10 protein-coding genes are annotated in these 17,397 nt (G+C 53.6%); 8 read left to right on the top strand and 2 right to left on the bottom strand.

Annotated features, from left to right (window positions below; translation table 11 throughout):
• The first annotated feature begins 36 nt into the window (after positions 1 to 36).
• A complete protein-coding gene (locus G6R38_RS00130; protein ID WP_166819670.1) occupies positions 37 to 4,260 on the top strand; it encodes an MG2 domain-containing protein in 4,224 nt (1,407 codons plus the stop codon).
• 245 nt (positions 4,261 to 4,505) lie between these two features.
• On the opposite strand, the gene G6R38_RS00125 is transcribed toward G6R38_RS00130, so the two are convergent.
• Positions 4,506 to 5,465 (bottom strand): leucine-rich repeat domain-containing protein, encoded by a 960-nt coding sequence (locus G6R38_RS00125; RefSeq protein ID WP_166819669.1) that lies wholly within the window; start codon positions 5,463 to 5,465, stop codon positions 4,506 to 4,508.
• A 339-nt stretch (positions 5,466 to 5,804) separates the two neighbouring features.
• Here G6R38_RS00125 and G6R38_RS00120 point away from each other — a divergent pair, with 339 nt between their 5' ends.
• From G6R38_RS00120 to G6R38_RS28225, 3 genes are all read left to right on the top strand, one after another.
• Positions 5,805 to 6,620, top strand: coding sequence for a BtpA/SgcQ family protein (locus G6R38_RS00120; protein WP_166819668.1), 816 nt, complete (start codon positions 5,805 to 5,807; stop codon positions 6,618 to 6,620).
• 259 nt (positions 6,621 to 6,879) lie between these two features.
• Positions 6,880 to 8,334: a BBP7 family outer membrane beta-barrel protein gene (locus tag G6R38_RS00115; RefSeq protein WP_166819667.1), complete on the top strand. Its 1,455-nt coding sequence runs from the start codon at positions 6,880 to 6,882 to the stop codon at positions 8,332 to 8,334.
• A 476-nt stretch (positions 8,335 to 8,810) separates the two neighbouring features.
• Positions 8,811 to 8,942: a hypothetical protein gene (locus G6R38_RS28225; protein WP_261345345.1), complete on the top strand. Its 132-nt coding sequence runs from the start codon at positions 8,811 to 8,813 to the stop codon at positions 8,940 to 8,942.
• A gap of 289 nt (positions 8,943 to 9,231) precedes the next feature.
• Here G6R38_RS28225 and G6R38_RS00110 read toward each other — a convergent pair whose 3' ends face one another.
• Positions 9,232 to 10,443, bottom strand: a complete 1,212-nt coding sequence (locus tag G6R38_RS00110) for an outer membrane beta-barrel protein (protein WP_166819666.1) — start codon at positions 10,441 to 10,443, stop codon at positions 9,232 to 9,234.
• 573 nt (positions 10,444 to 11,016) lie between these two features.
• Between G6R38_RS00110 and G6R38_RS00105 the strand changes: the two genes are divergently transcribed.
• From G6R38_RS00105 to G6R38_RS00090, 4 genes are all read left to right on the top strand, one after another.
• A complete protein-coding gene (locus tag G6R38_RS00105) occupies positions 11,017 to 12,123 on the top strand; it encodes a 3-keto-disaccharide hydrolase (protein WP_166819665.1) in 1,107 nt (368 codons plus the stop codon).
• Between the two features lie 245 nt (positions 12,124 to 12,368).
• Complete coding sequence (frr, locus tag G6R38_RS00100; protein WP_166819664.1) at positions 12,369 to 12,929, top strand: ribosome recycling factor; 561 nt, start codon at positions 12,369 to 12,371, stop codon at positions 12,927 to 12,929.
• Between the two features lie 95 nt (positions 12,930 to 13,024).
• A complete protein-coding gene (locus tag G6R38_RS00095; RefSeq protein ID WP_166819663.1) occupies positions 13,025 to 14,011 on the top strand; it encodes a serine/threonine protein kinase in 987 nt (328 codons plus the stop codon).
• A gap of 220 nt (positions 14,012 to 14,231) precedes the next feature.
• The gene (locus tag G6R38_RS00090; RefSeq protein WP_166819662.1) at positions 14,232 to 17,300 is read left to right on the top strand and encodes a cytochrome P460 family protein; all 3,069 of its coding nucleotides are present in this window, start codon (positions 14,232 to 14,234) and stop codon (positions 17,298 to 17,300) included.
• The last annotated feature ends 97 nt before the right edge of the window (positions 17,301 to 17,397 follow it).

The following is a 17,397-nucleotide window of genomic DNA, read 5'->3' as shown; positions in this document are numbered from 1 at the left end:
TCGGTGGAATTCGAGGGAATAGCGAGGAATCCGTCCATGTCGGTCGTCTCATCCAAACGCCTCCGCCTGCTCAGTTGTCTCAGCGGTGGCCTTCTGTTGACAGCGTTGTTGTGCTTGTTTGGTCCCCGTCTGAGTGACGCGGCCGCGGACTCTCAGAAGGCCCCTCCCAAGGACAATCCCAAACAGATTGCAAAGCCCGCCGCACTTGGCGGGACGGATCGCTACCTAACGCATGTCTCGACCGACAAGCCAATTTATCGAGAAAACGAGAAGGTCTACATTCGGGGCGTTTTGCTCGAAGCACACTCTCGGAAGCCGGCCCCGAAGCGGTTTGCTACCCAAGCCACGATCGAAATTCTCGGTCCGAAAGGCGACGTAGTTGGCAGTGGTCGCACGAACATCCAGGAGAGTACCGTTGGTTATGCTTGGAAGATTCCCGCGGGACAATCCGGTGGCGAATACACGGCCAAAGTGAGTTACCCCTGGTTGGGACTCCCACCCGCCGAGCGAAAGTTCGACATTCGGGCTTACCGCGCACCACGGCTGAAAAGTCAGATCGAGTTTATCCGCGAAGGCTATGGTCCGGGGGACAAGGTCTCCGCCAATGTGAAGGTGGAGCGGGCCGAAGGAGGTATTCCGGTTGATGCAGTTGCCACGGTGCGTGCCCTTGTCGATGGCCAAACGGTTCACGAATCTAAAACGGTCGTTGATCCGACGGGGATTGCTGCCGCTCAATTTGAACTCCCTAAGAAAATGGAGCGGGGCGAAGGCACTTTGTCATTCACGATCGAAGACGGTGGCGTTGTCGACACCGCTGCGAAGACCATCCCAATTCTCCTGCAAACCGTCGATGTGAACTTCTATCCGGAAGGCGGTGACCTGATCGCGGGCATCCCCAACCGAGTTTATGTGTCCGCCAAAACGCCGGCGCAAAAACCGGCCGACATTTCCGGCGAGATTGTCGATGCCTCGATGAAGGTCGTTGGTTCGTTTGAAACGGTTCACGAAGGTCGTGGCCGCGTGACTTTCACTCCGAAACTAGGCGAGAGTTACACCCTGAGAATCACAAAGCCAAGTGGCATTGGGAAAGCGTTCCCACTCCCCGAGATTCATAAAAGCGGTGTGACACTGCAGTCACCGAGAGAGGTCATTGAGACAACCCAAGACGTTCCGTTGATCATCCACAGTACCGACTCACAAAAACTCAGTGTGTCGCTTCGGCAACGCGAAAAGCTCGTCGTCCGCAAGACGATCGAGACCGTGGAAGGAAAAGCGTCGAAGGTGAATCTTGATCCTCAGGACGCTAGCGGCGTTCTTGTGGTGACGGTTGAGGACGCCAACGGCACGCCTCTCGCCGAACGGCTCGTGTTTCGCGAACCAAAATCAGGCTTGAAAGTCAAAATTGAAGCCGACAAAGAAAAGTACACACCCGGCGGGACGGCTAATCTAACAATTCATGCCACAAATGCCGATGGGGAGCCTGTCTCCGCAATTGTCGGCGTGACGGTCACGGATGATAGTGTGCTTGAGATGATCGAGACTCGCGATCAACAACCGCGGTTGCCTGTCATGGCGTTCTTTGAAAACGATGTCCAAGACTTAGCCGATGCGCACATCTATCTTGATCAAGACGATCCATTAGCTGCATCTGCAGTAGACTTGTTGTTAGGGACACAGGGATGGCGTCGGTTCGCGTTTTACAATTCGGCGACGCTCGTCAAAGAACACGGTGACGATGCTCGTCGTGTGTTGGCTCTGACGATTCCCACGCCGAGACCCTTCATGCGATTTCGAGCAGCTGGCGCGATCGGTGGCGCGGTGGAAGCTGAGGCTCTTGAGTTACCGCAAGCAGCCGCCGCTGCGATCGAGGTCGGAGAGGCACCTGCCGATAAAGTTGGGGACGCGTCAGAAATCAAAAAATTCGCCGATGGTCCAGTCGGTGAAAAAATGCCAGCCAAAAAGCCGCAGGCGGAGCGACCACCAGCGCCGCCAGCGGAAAATGCCGATGCGGCACCAGAGCAAAAACAACTTAGGCAACAGCTTGGCAAAGCAATTGCTGCTGACCGTGCTGCTACCCGCCGCCTACTGAAGCCTGGGGCGAATCGAGTCGCTGGTGGCTTTGGTGCAGCACCGTTCGTCGTTGTTCGGGAATTTGCACACAAAGTTCGAGCAAATCGACAACCTGGCGAACGAGTCGATTTCACGGAAACCCTCTACTGGCATGCAGGAGTTCGAACTGATGCCGAAACGGGTATTGCGAAGATCGCATTTGACCTTAGCGACGCTGTGACGAGTTTTCAGGTCTCTGCTGACGCGTTCGACGAGTCTGGCAATCTCTATGCAGCCACTCAACAAATTCAGTCCGTCGAACCATACTATGTTGAACCGAAATTGCCTCTCGAAGTAACTACAGGCGACACCGTCCTACTACCGTTGGGACTGGTCAACTCAACGAGCGAAGTTCTTTCGAATGTGAACTTGACCGTGAATGCCGAGGGGCTCACCACGACGAGTTTTGATCCGTTCGTACTCTCCGCGAACCAACGTGTTCGTCGAGTCCTTCCGCTTGAAGTTGGACGGCTCAATGGGACTTCGCAACTTGTTATCTCGACGAACGCGGGACCATATCAAGATCAAGTAACGAGACCATTGGTCATCGTTCCACAAGGGTTCCCAGTTGAGTTGGCTCATGGCGGGATGTTGTATTCGGACGAAACCAAGTCGCACGAGATCGAGATCACAGAAACCGTTGTGCCGGGAAGTCTCACGACAAAGTTCACGGTTTTCCCCACTCCGATGGCGAGTCTTACCGCAGCACTCGAGCGACTGATCCGCGAGCCCTATGGTTGCTTTGAACAAACGAGTTCCACAACCTATCCGCTCGTGATGGCTGGACAATACTTTCAAACGCATGCTGGTGTCGATCCGGAATTGATTCAACGAAGTCAAGCAATCCTGGCGAAAGGCTACGATCGGCTGATCGGGTTTGAATGCAAGAGTGGAGGTTTCGAGTGGTTCGGTGAAGACCCAGGTCACGAAGCATTGACAGCTTACGGGTTACTCGAGTTCTCTGATATGGCTCAGGTCCGCGACGTCGATCCAGAGATGCTAGCACGAACGAGTCAATGGCTGATGGGACGTCGGGACGGAGAAGGCCACTTCATCCGTGAGCGACGAGCACTCCACACGTGGCTCGCAGATCAAGACGTCTCTGATGCATATATTACCTGGGCACTCCTGAGTTCCGGAATGACCGGCCTAGACAAAGAAGTTGACACCGTCGGCAAAGATGCGCAAACAAACGACAATAGCTATGTCGTCGCGTTGGCAGCCAATGTCTTGGTTCTCGCTGACCAGAAATCTGCTGCTCAAGAATTGCTGGACAAACTTGTGACTCTGCAGGCGATCGATGGTTCAATCGATGGGGCGAGTAAGTCTATCGTTGGGAGTGGCGGAGAGGCTTTGAAGATTGAAGCGACCGCACTTGCGACACTAGCTTGGTTGAGCAATCCCGATTACATCGACTTCGCTGACAAAGGCGTGAAATACCTAGCAAGCGTCTGTGAGGACGGTCGTTTCGGCAATACACAGTCGACTGTGCTAGCCTTGAAGGCAATCGTTGAATTCGACAAGGCTCGCGCAAAACCGAAAGCGGATGGTTCGGTTCAATTGTTAGTCGACGGTCAGCCGTTCGGTGATCCCGTTCCCTTCACGAAGGAAACCCGAGGAGAAATCAAGCTTCCCGATTTCGCAACGAAGCTGACGCCGGGTAAACACACGATTGCGGTCCAAATGACGGATGGTTCAAGCATGCCCTACGCGGTCACGGTCAACTTCAATGAAGTGCAACCACAATCAAACGATAATAGCCCACTGCAGATGCAGACGAGCCTGAGTCGAGGCGAATTGCAAGAAGGTGCGGCTACGGAATTAAGGGTCCGTTGCGAGAATACGTCCGATGAAACCGTCCCGACCCCGGTTGCAATTGTTGGGCTCCCGGGTGGTTTTGAGGTGCGTCACGATCAACTCAAGGAGTTGGTGAGTGCGAAGAAGGTTGCTGCCTATGAAGTTCGTGGCCGCGACGTCATTCTCTACTGGCGTGCTATGGAAGCTGGGCAAGAGGTTGATCTTAGTTTGTCTTGTATTGCCTCGATTCCGGGATCGTACACCGGCCCCGCGAGTCGAATTTACCCGTACTACTCAGACGATCAGAAGTTCTGGGTGAAACCGATATCAGCGACTATCTCTGCAATCGAATAGTGGTTTTCCAGATTTGTGACTGAGATTGCTAGTTGAGATAGGTCCTCGGTGCTATGTACCGAGGACCTTTTTTTGTCGTCATTCCTAGCGAACGATCAGACTTGATTCTAGAGTAACCGTTCCTCGTCAGTGATCGCGGACAAGTCGCGGTTTGGAGTTACTGAACGAGAGCCGTTTGCACCTCATCGTGATCGGTTATGTCTCACAGAGACTAGGAAACAGAGCTCTAGGGTGGCAACCGAGGGCTATGATTTGGCGTCGGTTTTGCCTGAGAGGACTTCACAATCCGGCAGAGCGGCCCGCAGTTTATCTGCGCCTTCTTCCGTTACCTCTGTGTTAGTAACTTCCAGTCGCGTAAGCTTCTTCAAACCAAAGAGGTTCTCAATGCCGGCATCGGAAACGGTTGTGCGGCCTAAATGGAGATAGGTCAGATTCACGAGCGGTTTGAGTTTCGGCAAGGTGGCATCAGTGATTTTGGTGTTGTCCAAGTTCAACCATGTCAGCTGAGTCATCGTTGAAAGATGATCGGCACCAGCGTCGGCAACATTGGTCGTATAGAGATTGAGGTCCGTTAAAACGGCAATCTCACTTAAGTAGACAAGCCCGCGATCATCGACACTCGTTTTGCTAACGTCTAAGTTGGCGAGCTTCTTAGCCGACGCCAGGTGTTGCATGCCTTCACCCGTCACTTGCGTGTTGCTGATTCGTAGTCGACGCAAGCGTGGCAACGCACCCAGGTGTTTGAGACCTTCATCCGTGATCTTCGTCCCGGACAGATAGACTTGCTCAAGACTCTCAATGGAACTGAGTTTCTCAAGTCCGGAGTCTCCGATGGACGTACCATCGAGTTTCAGGACCTTCAGTTTGTCGAGCCCGACGAGACTGTCGATCGCAGCATCCGTGACTTTCTCGCCATTCAGTTGGACGTCTTTGAGAGTCGTCATGTCGGCGAGCAGACTCGCGGTTTCGTCGGTTGCCTTGCCGTCCGGGATTTTAACAACGACTGCGTTTCCGTCGTCATCGAGGCGAACGGAACCCAACGATTCCAAGGTTTCGATCGGATTCGCTTTGGGCTCGGTCTCTGGTTCGGTCGCCGGTTCAGATTTGCTTGTTTGTTCGGGGTTCGCAGTTTCCGATGATTTGGTGCAAGACGTCAAACAGACGATGGGAAGCAACAGCAACGCATGGAAAACAAATCGAGTCATCGGGGGCTCCTATTGGGGTGATTGCAACGGTGGCATGATAGCGATTTCCGTCGCTCACAGCATATCCGCGAGTCGCGATTTCGACCACGTTGTCACCGAATCTCGTGAGGAACGGCATCTTCTGGCGGAGGCCGGAGTTATTCCGGTCATTCAATACGGCTCAGGAACTTTCAAACTTTCGATTCTCGTTGCAATTGCTCAGGAATCTCCGAACCGTGCTTCGAATGTGCGCGGAAGACTGCGAGGTCGGCAGATGGTCCTGGCGTGATTTTCGAAGTTGATGTGCGTTACAATCAGGTTTTGGCCGCACCTGATCGACCTTGTTAACCCAATTTTGTCATGCGTTTGAATTTGCCGTTGACGTTTACCGAGAAGCACCCGCTTACGATTGGCATGGTTCATCTTCGACCGTTACCAGGGAGTCCGAAATATTCGGGCGAATGGGGAACCGTCATCGAGACAGCCATCGCCGATGCTAAAGCCCTTGAACGTGGTGGCGTGGATGCCGTCATGGTGGAAAACTTTGGCGATACGCCATTCTTTCCTGGGCGTGTTCCGCCGGTGACGGTCGCTGCGATGTCCGTGGTGACCGAAAAAATTCGTTGTGCCATTGAGCTTCCGCTGGGTGTCAACGTTCTTCGGAACGACGGTGAGTCGGCACTTGCGATTGCAGTCGTCGCAGACGCATCGTTCATTCGAGTGAATGTGTTGAGCGGAGCACGTGTGACGGATCAAGGTGTGATTCAAGGAAGTGCACACGATCTACTGCGACTACGGAAACATCTGAATGGCGAGCACGTCAAAATTCTGGCTGATGTCGACGTAAAACATTCGGCCGCCGTCGCAGTACGTCCGTTTGCTGAGGAACTTGACGACCTCGTTCGTCGAGGGGGGGCGGATGCGGTGATTGTCTCTGGTTCAGGGACTGGGGCGGAGACTTCACCACAGCAGATCGAGGAAGCCATCAGCGTTGCGAATGGTACGCCAATTCTCGTGGGCAGCGGTGTCTCCGCGACGAATCTTCCCGAGATGCCAATCGGAGTTGGTGGGCTGATTGTCGGGACAAGTTTCAAGCGTGGCGGCGAGGTTCAAGAACCCGTTGACGAGAAACGAGTTGCGACATTCATGCGAGAGCTTCGCGGGCGGTGGAACTGAGAATCCGACACGATTGGCACAGTGTCGATGTCAAAGCAGGTAGTTTAGGCGAAGCCAAACGCCGATGACGCGTGAACGGGCTGATTCGGTTATATCTCGAAATGGTTGACGTGTGGTGGATGGGGGGGATTGTCCGATATTCCTGATGCATGCGGTTCATTCCGTACGACCCGCGTGCCTCAGAAGATTCGCATAATCGGAGCGACCCAACCTGAACCGTGTTCAGAGTCCGCTCCCGTTCTGACCAGGAAGAAACCGCATGCCTGCCCGCACCTCAAGATGCGTTCTCCTCGGACTGTGCCTGTTTCTGCCGGCAGCCATGTTTGCTCCGGACCTGATGGCTCAGGGAGGAGTTTACGATCCCGGAATGATGTCGAGCCCTGGAATGGCTTCCGTCTCGGGCGACGCACCACCGTCAGATTACGGCACTGATCAATTCGTGACCGATGGCAACTACCCCGGCGGACCGGTCATGCCCGATCCGACATACAGCTTGGCACCTCCCGGGGAATGGTGGCCCGCCCCATCCTTCTGGTCCATCTTTACCAAGAAGGTCTTGCCGAATTCGGAAGTCCGTGTCGAATGGTTGAACTACCAGATCGACACCTTCGGCAGCAAAGTCATTGGGGCTCAGGGCTTTGAGAATCGTGATGTCCGACTGGAAAACGATGTCATCACGTTTGGTCAAGTGCCCGTGAACGTCTTCGGGCAGACGTTCACGTTCACCGTCGCAGATTTGCAACCCGTTGCAGCACCGACAACGCAACCGCTGAATCTCGAAGACTCCAACGGCTTCCGTTTGACTCTTGCGTTGCCGTTGCGTGAGGGAATGATCGAATTCGCTTACATGAACATTCCGCGAGTGGACGACCGCGTCGCTGCTCCCGGATACACTCCCAACACGGTTTTTGCCGGGATTGGACCAAGCTCCGGATTCGTTTTCGGAATTCCCTCCGACTTCCCGCAGCTCGAAAACAACTCGGTCTACACCATCATCCCCGTGACCGTTGATGGGCAGTTTGTAGACCCGAATGATGTCATCATCGACGCCGTGGACGGTGACCTCTTTCAGGTTCAAGAAAATGCCCAAGCATTGATCTTCGACCAAGCTTACCGGGCGAAGTTCACCAGCGAATCGTGGGGTTTTGAAGGCAAGTGGTTCGGCGATTGGTCACCGAACAACACTGGATTGCACTTCTACCCGATGATCGGAGCGAGAATTTTCAATCTCGAAGAACAATTTGGACAGACCGGTATTACCAGCATCGGCGGTCAGCGGGTTGTGCAGATTGATTCCAACACCGAAAACACGTTGTTTGGACCGCAATTAGGATTCCGATTCGAAGCGGACATTTGGAAGTTCACCTTTGGAGCCGAACCCCGCATGATGGTTGGTTTCAACAGTTATGAAGCATCGGTCGGTAATGCGAACGTTCGTTTTGCTGGCGATCCGAGTGTCTTCGACAAAGAAGACGATTTGAAGTTCTCCAGCCTTTTCGAGGTCGGTCTCTACGGGAAATTCGACATCACGCAGAACATGACCTTGATGGGCGGGTACAACTTCATGTATCTCCCGAACGTGACGCGGCCGATCGACAACATTCGGTACAATCTCAATACCGGCTCGCCGACCAACGATATTCGCTTGGATAAGAAAGAAGAAGACATGCACCTCGAAGGTCTGTCTGTGGGCTTGGAAATCCGCTTCCGCTAAACACTTTCGAGCAGCCGAAGACAAACGATCAATTGCAAACCGCCGGTCTTTCGAGACCGGCGGTTTTCTTACGTCGAGACATTGGTGCCAGCGAAGATCGGACTCTCTTGGAAGTTGTTTTAGCGAAGTCGGGTTGAGTCAGAGTTTCAGGACGAGCAACGCAATGCCCGCGGTCCAAGAAACAGACAGGCAGGAGAGGTTCCGCACGGGCTCGTTGCGGAGAATCGCAGAGTGACACTCATACGCGATGGCGGATTTGCACTTCGTGTCGACAGCCGTAAGCGTTCGGTTCGCAAGTCGCAAAAAATTCCGCAACTCCGACTTTGCTGGATGGCAGAACGGCCGTTCTGCCGGGGCGTTGATTCCCGCTGGCGCTTTGGCTTTGCGTGCGGCAGCTCAACTTGAGTCTTCGGTGCCCACTCGCCTGCCGCTGGGATGGAAACCGTTTCAGCGAATGCCTTTACGGTGACGAACTCATGGCACGAATTTCCGGACAAGCGACGTTGGCTGGCCGATTGCGTCATCACATGGCCTTGAGTTCCGTCCCCAATGCGATCCATCGGGAACCGTCTTGGATGCCCAACGATATGCTCTGCGGGCGAACGTAGATTCGAGCACAAGCGGTGCCCCTTCAACACAAGATCGGCAATGACCGGCTTGTGTTTTCTTAGTTGATGTTTGAACACGCGGCCAGGCTGGTCGACCCGGTCTCCTTTATTGTTTCGAGATCGATAAGCTGTTGTTGTCTCAGGTGTTACGGGGGTTTTAGTTGCCAAAACGCTCGTGCTGATGAGGTTGCAAACGATGGCAACGAAAAAAGGGCGGCTGACCCAAAGTTGGCCAGCCGCCCCGATCGTTTTGGTGAAGTATCCGAAGACACTTCGCTGTCATATTTGACTAGTAAGTCAGGATTGCATCGATACCGAAGATCGCTTCGCCGGCACTTCCGGTTGGCAGACCGAATTGGCGATCGAAGAAGGCGGTCGCGGTGTCATCCAACCCATCTTGCCAGCGAACTTCCGGACGAATCACAACGTTCGGATCAGGTCTCAAGTTGAGGCCGAGTGTGCACTCGTAGTAGCTTTGATCTTCAACGGTCCAGATTTCGCCACGAGCACCGGCTGACATCCAGTCGTTGACCGTGTAGAAGAGGTACTGGTTGAAGGAGTGGCTGTCCGTTCCGCCGTCACCACCGACCGGGCTAGCAGCGTTGGTGTGGAGGTAGTCGAACTGGAACACGTAGTTCAAGTCGTCAGCGATGGCCCAGTCGAACACATAGCTGTTCATGTAACCTTCACCGATGGCACCGAAGTCGCCGATGGTGCACGCCCAGATCGCGGTCATCGTGTCGGTCAGCGAGACGCTCACACCACCGAGGTAGTTGCTACCATCGGAATCGTCGCCGTCGTTGAATTGTTCGAAACCGGTGTCCCAACCAGCTGTCCATCCGTTCCAGACGGTGATGTCTTCGTTGACGTTGTACGTCGCCAAGACACCCGTGTGGGTGAAGGGCTCGTTGAAGTTGAACGTGAAGGCGTGGCTGTAGAAGAAGTTATCGGGAGCCGTCACAACTTCGTAACCAATGATGGTGTAGAAGTGACCAACTTTAACCGACAAATCTCCGTAGGCAACTTCACCATAGATTTGTGGCAACGCCCAGCCGTAGATTCCGTGCGTGAAATCTTCGTCTAAGTCGAACGTGCCAGGAGGGTTACCGAAGGATTGCGTGTTCGGGCCATCAACACCGTAAACGGCATCGAAACGGAAACCGAAGTCCAAGCCTTCGCTACCATCAGCGACTCGTTCAGCATAGAGCCATTGCTGGTGGAGGTTGACGTCGTTCGGATGTGCGTTGAACACACCGTTGGACTTATCATGATAACCAATTTGTGTCCAACCACCGATCGTGAACGGTGAATCCTCACCGAGGAGGGACGTGCTCAGTTCAAACGGTTGATCAACGGTATCGTAAGCTTCCGCACGGGGATCAACGTTTGGATCGAACTCTTGAGCCGAACCGACTGAGGAGATCGAAACCAGCATCGCACCGCCCAGAAGAGCACCACAAACTCGCGAAGCCAATTTTCGTGGTTTTTTGAAGAATTCCATTCCAACTCCTGTCTTTGTAACGTCCGTTTTACACCAGGCTGTTCGATGCCGGGTGAGAGTTTGATAAAGTGCCGTTCCCGTGTGCTTGGGGTCCGTCGGCTGATGCTCGAAAGCATCAATCGGCGGTGATTTCGGTTGCGACACGACAGTTCAGCGGGGCCGTACGCCAAGTTTCGGGTTGACGCTCCTGTCATTCCGAATTTGCACGTCCCAGGGGTTGAATGGCGAGCACGGCCGATTCAAACCGTCTGACCTGTTTCATCGGGTGAATCTGTGTAGCAAGTGAGACCTGGACGCTCCGCATCGCCAAACTTTCCCCACCAGCGGGAAGTCGCACGACACGACCCGAATAACCGGAACAACCAATAAAACAATAGGCAGTTTCTACCGGTTTTAACGGTTCCCGATTCGAACACCGCCCACGGAAACTCATCGCACGATGTTCCATAACACGTTTCATTGCCTGACCATCCGGTCATCTCCGGTCGCTTGTTTCACTGGGGACGCATCGGTAACGTGGAATGGAACACCAAGTTAGCTGCTCCATTCTTCCAAGTAGGTTGCGATTTCATCATGAAGTGTTGGTCGAGAATTGCTTGCGTCCTCGCGTTGCTGCCTCATCTGCAAGTGTTGGCGGCAGATGACTACAAAATTCCGTATCTCGGAGGCAACGGCTTGACCGCCTGGAGTGTTTGCGAAAATTGCGAGGTCGAGTTCGTCGATGGCGAATTGCTGATGAAGTCCGGCGATGGTTGGATGCGATCGCACCATAGGTATCGTGATTTTCAACTTCACTTCGAATGGAAGGCCCCGAAGAAGGGGAATTGGCAGCTTGGTGTTTATCTTCGAGCCCACAAGCCGGGTGTTCCCTTTCTGAAGGCCACCAGCAAAAACGCGTCGGCTCAGAAGATCGAAGGGGCTTTCAAGAAAGGTCAGTGGAACACCTACGACATCACCGTGCGTGGCAACACCGTCACGGTTCGCACCAACAATGGAGAACCCACCACGTCCACCGCCCTAGACAACGAAGACGGTTACATCGGTCTGGAGGCGATCGTGCCTGACGGAAGCCACATTCGTTTGCGGAATATCGAAGTGACGGAAACCGGATTCCGAAGCTTGCTTGATGGTTCAGAACTGACACATTGGGAAGGAGCTGGTCAACCACCGGAGACTTGCTGGGAGTTGGCCGATGGTGTTTTGACATGCGTGAAGCCGAAAGGGCCGTGGCTCCGCAGTCGCAAGGAATACGGTGACTTCAACCTGCGGCTGCAATACCGATTGCAAGCCGGGAGTAATAGTGGCGTGTATGTTCGTGTCCCGCATGATGGAAATCACCACCGAGACAAGGACTCCCAACCGCCTGCCGGTTTCGAGGTGCAAGTTCTGGACGATTCGGCTGAGAAATACAAGAGCCTCAAGGACTACCAGTATTCGGCCTCCGTGTATGACATCGCCGGTGCGTCTCCCCGCGTGTGTCGTCCTCCCGGTCAGTGGAACACGCTGGAAATTGAGTGCAAAGGACACACCGTCCGCACGGTTCACAACGGCGTCGAAGTGGTGCACGTCACAGCTCAAAAACACCCGTTGATCAAACTACGTCAAACTCGCGGTTATCTCGGACTGCAAAACCACGGCGTAGGTGTCTCCTTTCGGAATCTCCGGATTCGCGAGGACTGATCACGTCAAGAGTCGTATTTCGGAATGGACAATCTTCGCCTTTCCTGACTCCGTATGGACGGGCATGGAAGTAAGAGCCGTCAGTGCAGACAAAGTGATTTTGAGAAATGAAGATCCCTGTGAACGTTCCCATTGGGAGCCGATTTCGTTAGGTTATCGTCTGGGGACTGGCAGCGATTCGACCAGCAACATTGGGATGAATTGTCGCCGTACGATTTGGTAATGCTGATAAGGACAACCTTCTTATGGATCAGGACGAGATACTCCTCGACACCGAAGAACGGATGGAGAAAGCCGTCAACGTCTTTCGGGATCAACTCCAAGGTTTGCGAACCGGACGAGCCACACCGGCTCTCGTCGATTCGGTACGCGTTGACTACTACGGTTCACCAACGCCACTGAAGCAGTTGGCGAACATCAGTGTTCCTGAACCCCAGCAAATTGTCATTCGCCCCTTCGACGCCTCGTCCATCGGTGCGATCTCCAAAGCAATCCAAACCAGCGATTTGGGATTGGCTCCCAATTCAGATGGCCGGTTGATTCGTCTGAATATCCCGCCGCTTTCCGTCGAGCGACGAAAACAGTTGGTTGGTCGTCTGAAGGAACTTGCCGAGGAAGCTCGCGTATCGATTCGCAACATCCGCCGGGACGGCAACAAGCACGCCGATCAAGCGGAAAAAGACAAGACCATGAGCGAAGACGAGCGTGATGGCGTGAAAGACCAAATTCAAGACCTCACCAAGAAGTACGAGGCGAAGGTCAATAAGTCCGCGGATGACAAAGAAAAGGACATCATGGACGAGTAACAACGGTGACAGTTTTGGACGACATCTTTGTTGTCTATTCACCGTCATTCTTCTTGTTCCCGGACTCTTGCCCCAATTAACGCGAGATTCTGCCGATGTCATATTCGCGGAGCGATCGCTCGAAAATCATTCTCTCCGGGACCGATCCGGAACTCCCTGAAGACTTACCAACCGGCTACGACAAGTATTCGGACTTCAAGGTCATGACTCGGGGAGTCAAAGCGGTTTTGTACTCGTGCTTTGATGGAATCGTGGGACGCACCGTGGCGTTGAAACGGTTGTCGAGTGAATGCATCGTCGATGCCCGCGAACGACGACGCTTCCTCCGCGAAGCCCGAATCACCGCTCAGCTGCAACATCCCAATACAGTGCCCGTCTACGAAATTGGTCGTGGACCGGGGTCACTGTATTTCACGATGAAACGCATCGCTGGTGAGAATCTCTTCTCCATTTTGCAGCGACTGAGTTGGGGAGATGCGACGACCGAGAAGAAATACGATCTCGAGACGCTGCTGAATGTTGTCGAGCAAGTCGGCTTGGCATTAGCGTATGCCCACGTCCGGGGCGTGATTCACCGAGACGTGAAGCCGGAGAACATTTGGATCGGGGATTTTGGGGAAGTCGTGCTACTCGACTGGGGTGTTGCCAAGGTTTGGGGGTTGCCCGATGAAGCCGGGCCTGATACGCCGACCCCACTGATAACAAATGACGACCCGAACGTTGACTTCCAATCGCTGACAGCCACCGGTCAACGACCTGGCACACCGTTATACATGTCGCCCGAGCAGATCGAATCGCCTGACTCGCTCGATGAACGGTCGGATATCTTCAGCCTTGGTGTCGTTCTCTACGAAATGCTGACACTGAAAGAACCGTTTCGCGGTCGCGATCTCGATGAGACGTTCGACAACATTCTCCACAAGCAACCTGCGCCTTTGGCGGAACAGCGACCGGGAACGTCCTTTCCAAAAGATTTGGAACCAATTGTCTTCAAGTCGATTGCGAAAGATCGAAACTTGCGTTTTGATTCGATGCTTGAACTCGTTGAGGCGATTCGCGACCTCACGACGTTTGAAAATTGATCGAAATATGCATATTGACCTCGTCTCGGGCCCGTCAATTCTTGTTGGCGTGACCCGCTACTTAGCGGCTACATGTCTCACCGCTGGCTGAGAAGCAGTGATGCTGCCATGACCGAGGAGGCAATCGGGGGCGTGACAAACGTTCGGAGCATATCCGAAAATCTCGCCTAGATTTCCCTGTTGACCATTTCTCACCGAATGTACGCTGATGGAACCGTTCGTGCCGATAGAATCGGTACGGACGAGTGCGTCGGGAATTTGGATTGAGATGATGGGAGCCAGGATGCAGATTCACGGACAAAGACGACGAATTGCTGCGACGACTCTATCTGCAGTCGTTGGCCTTGGATTAGCTGCTTGGCTTGTCGGCAGTGAACCGAATCCGTCGAGCGGCGACAAACCGAACCCGGTGGACCTGCTTCCGCCCAAGTTTCAAGCGACTGGCGATTGGGCCAGTCAACTTCCGACGCCGAGTAGTCTTTCTGTGCCGGAGTTCGAGCAACAGCTCTTTGCGTTTCTCCAACAACGCAAGTACGACCACTCACAGTGGGGCCGCGACAAACAACTCCGGGACACTGGCCCTTATTTGAACGGTGAGTATTACGGTACACATCCCGCTGTCCGGGTGTTCTATTCGCCGGAAGTTCTCGAATGGCTCGAAGGCGGTCGCAAAGGTCCATTGCCTGATGGGGCGATGATTGTCAAGGAGCAATATGCACCGCCTGCGGTACGACACCATGGCAAATCAGAGAAAGAACTCTGGGAGTCGTTGGAGTCCTGGACGGTCATGGTGAAAGATTCGAAAGGTTCGCATGATGGTTGGTTCTGGAGCAATCCCGGACGCGACCAAAAGGTGGTCGAGAACCACAAGGATTTCTCGCATCCGATTTCCGGATTTGGTCATTACTGCCTGCGTTGTCATGCATCGACGGAAACTCCTGGTGCGGACCCGACCAGTGCGAACAACGAATATACGTTCGCCTCACTGCGGAACATTGAGGGGTATCCCGGTGAACCAATTCTGTTCCGTGTCGATGACTCATGGCGAAAAGAAACCGAGCACAAATCCGAAGCGGTGGCCGACACGATCCCCGATCTTCTGGAAGTGTCTCTGACGAAAACTACGGAAGGCGGCGGTTCTCATCCTCAGTGTACGAAGTCCGGAACGGTCAGCCTGTGTACTGCCTCCGAGAATCAGGAATTCGTCAAATTCTTCGGCGAAGTGAAGCCGGTTGGTTTGCAAGACGTCAGTAAATTGCCGCCGGTGACGCATGACTGGGCCGTCAAACAACGTGACCCCTGCCAGGAGTTCATGACCTCGAACCAATGTATGAGTTGTCATGCCGGACTCATGAAACCTTATGGCCCCACCATGTTCATCCCAACGGGAGATTCCGCGTCTTACGGAGCAAAAGGGTGGAACATTTCTCCTTACGGTGAATGGCGATGGACGCCGATGGGGTTGGCCGGTCGTGATCCGATCTTTCACGCGCAACTCGAGAGCGAACGCAAAATGCTCGCGCTCGAATTTGGAGATTCTCCGGAGACGGCGACTCGATTGCAGAATGTCTTGCAGGACACATGCTTGAAATGCCACGGCGCGATGGGGCGGCATCAGTTTCATTGTGATCAGAAGCAATCCGAACAACCAGTCGATTGCGACACGTTCTCTCAAGAAATGTGCAAAGCGATCGCAGCGGACGGACAACATATTGGTGAAGGTGACTCGCAATATGGAGCGTTGGCTCGTGAAGGCATCAGTTGTATGGTTTGCCACCGCATGCAAGAGCGTCCTCAACCCGCCGACGACAAACGTCCCTATTTGCAGTTCTTCCTGGAAACATCGGTGACGGGGAATTTGTACTACGGCCCCAAGAACGAAGTTTACGGTCCGTTCAAAGATGATGAAATTACCGCCTATCCAATGCAACACGCATTGGGAGTCACACCGAAACATAGTCCGTTCTTGCAGTCGTCTCGGATGTGTGGTTCATGTCACACCGTGACACTGCCAGCAGTTGATTCGCCTGTCACCCCCGAACATAAGAACGAACTCAATGACTCGCAAATCGTCAAAGAGTTTGAGAACTTCCATCACCATGTCGAGCAGGCTACATATCTGGAATGGTTGAATAGCGCCTTTGAGAATGAGTTCAAGACACAAAACCCGCAGGCAAAATCCTGCCAAGACTGTCATATGTCGAGTGGCCTAGTCGATGAAGAAAACGATATCCACTTGGACTCCCTCGAAACACGAATGGCAATCATCCAAGACACGACCTACCCAGATGCCGAGAACCTAGCAGCACACAAGAAACTCGAAGTGCCGATCCGCAAGAAAGGGTTCAAACGCCATAACTTCTCTGGTTTAAATTTGTTCTTGTTAGAACTGTTTGAACAATTCGATGACGTACTTGGTGTGCGGACTGACGACTACATGACCGGTTCCGATCAGGACATTGAACATGCTCGGCAAGAGTTCCTTCGCACTGCTCGTGAGAAAACCGCCGACTTGGATTTGGTGACTCATTGGAATTCCGGCGGAGCCATTGAAGCGGAAGTGACTATCACGAATAAAGCGGGGCATCGATTCCCGACTGGCGTTGGCTTTCGTCGTGCTTTTCTGGAGTTGCTCGTCGTCGAGCAACCAGAATCGAGTGACGGTGAAGAACGTATCGTGTGGGGATCGGGACGCACAAACTCACTCGGCATCATAGTTGACGAGAACGGCCAACCATTGAAAACCGAGTTCTTCGAACCGAACGCCGACGAAACGGCATCGTACCAGCCGCATCACGTGCAGATTAGTTCGCAAGACCAAGTTCAGATCTATGAGTCGCTGTTATGTAATGCCAAGAATAGTTTCACCACAAGTTTCATTCATGGTTGTAGCACACGTAAAGATAACCGACTGTTGCCACTCGGTTGGACGGCGAACGGCCCTGATCCGGCACTCTCGGGACGGTATCTCGAAGCCACCTATCCAGTGGGCGCAGCCGCCAGTGATCCTCAATATCGCAACGGCAGCGGCACGGACACGGTGAATTATCGGATTGCCCTACCCGATGATGTCGATCCCAGCCGTGTTCAGGTGCGTGCGACACTCTATTATCAAGCGATCCCGCCGTACTTCTTGCGAAACATTTTCCGAACCTCGCCAGAAGGTGAAGCCACGCAACGACTGTACTTCCTGCTGAGTCACGCGGACTTCACCGGCACGGCGATCGAAAATTGGAAGCTGCAAATCGCTTCAGAAACCGCTAGCATTACCGGTACTAGCCGGGACTAATCAATTGTTAGTGCGAGTGTAGCGGCTAGTGTGATGTCCAGTCATAGAGACACGGATCACTAGCCGCTGCACTGATGTGAGATCGATTGCGGACATG

The sequence above is a fragment of the Thalassoroseus pseudoceratinae genome, from assembly GCF_011634775.1.
GTDB classification, from domain to species: domain Bacteria; phylum Planctomycetota; class Planctomycetia; order Planctomycetales; family Planctomycetaceae; genus Thalassoroseus; species Thalassoroseus pseudoceratinae.
Note: the sequence above shows the minus strand (reverse complement) of the source record. Positions and strands in the feature narration are given on the sequence as shown.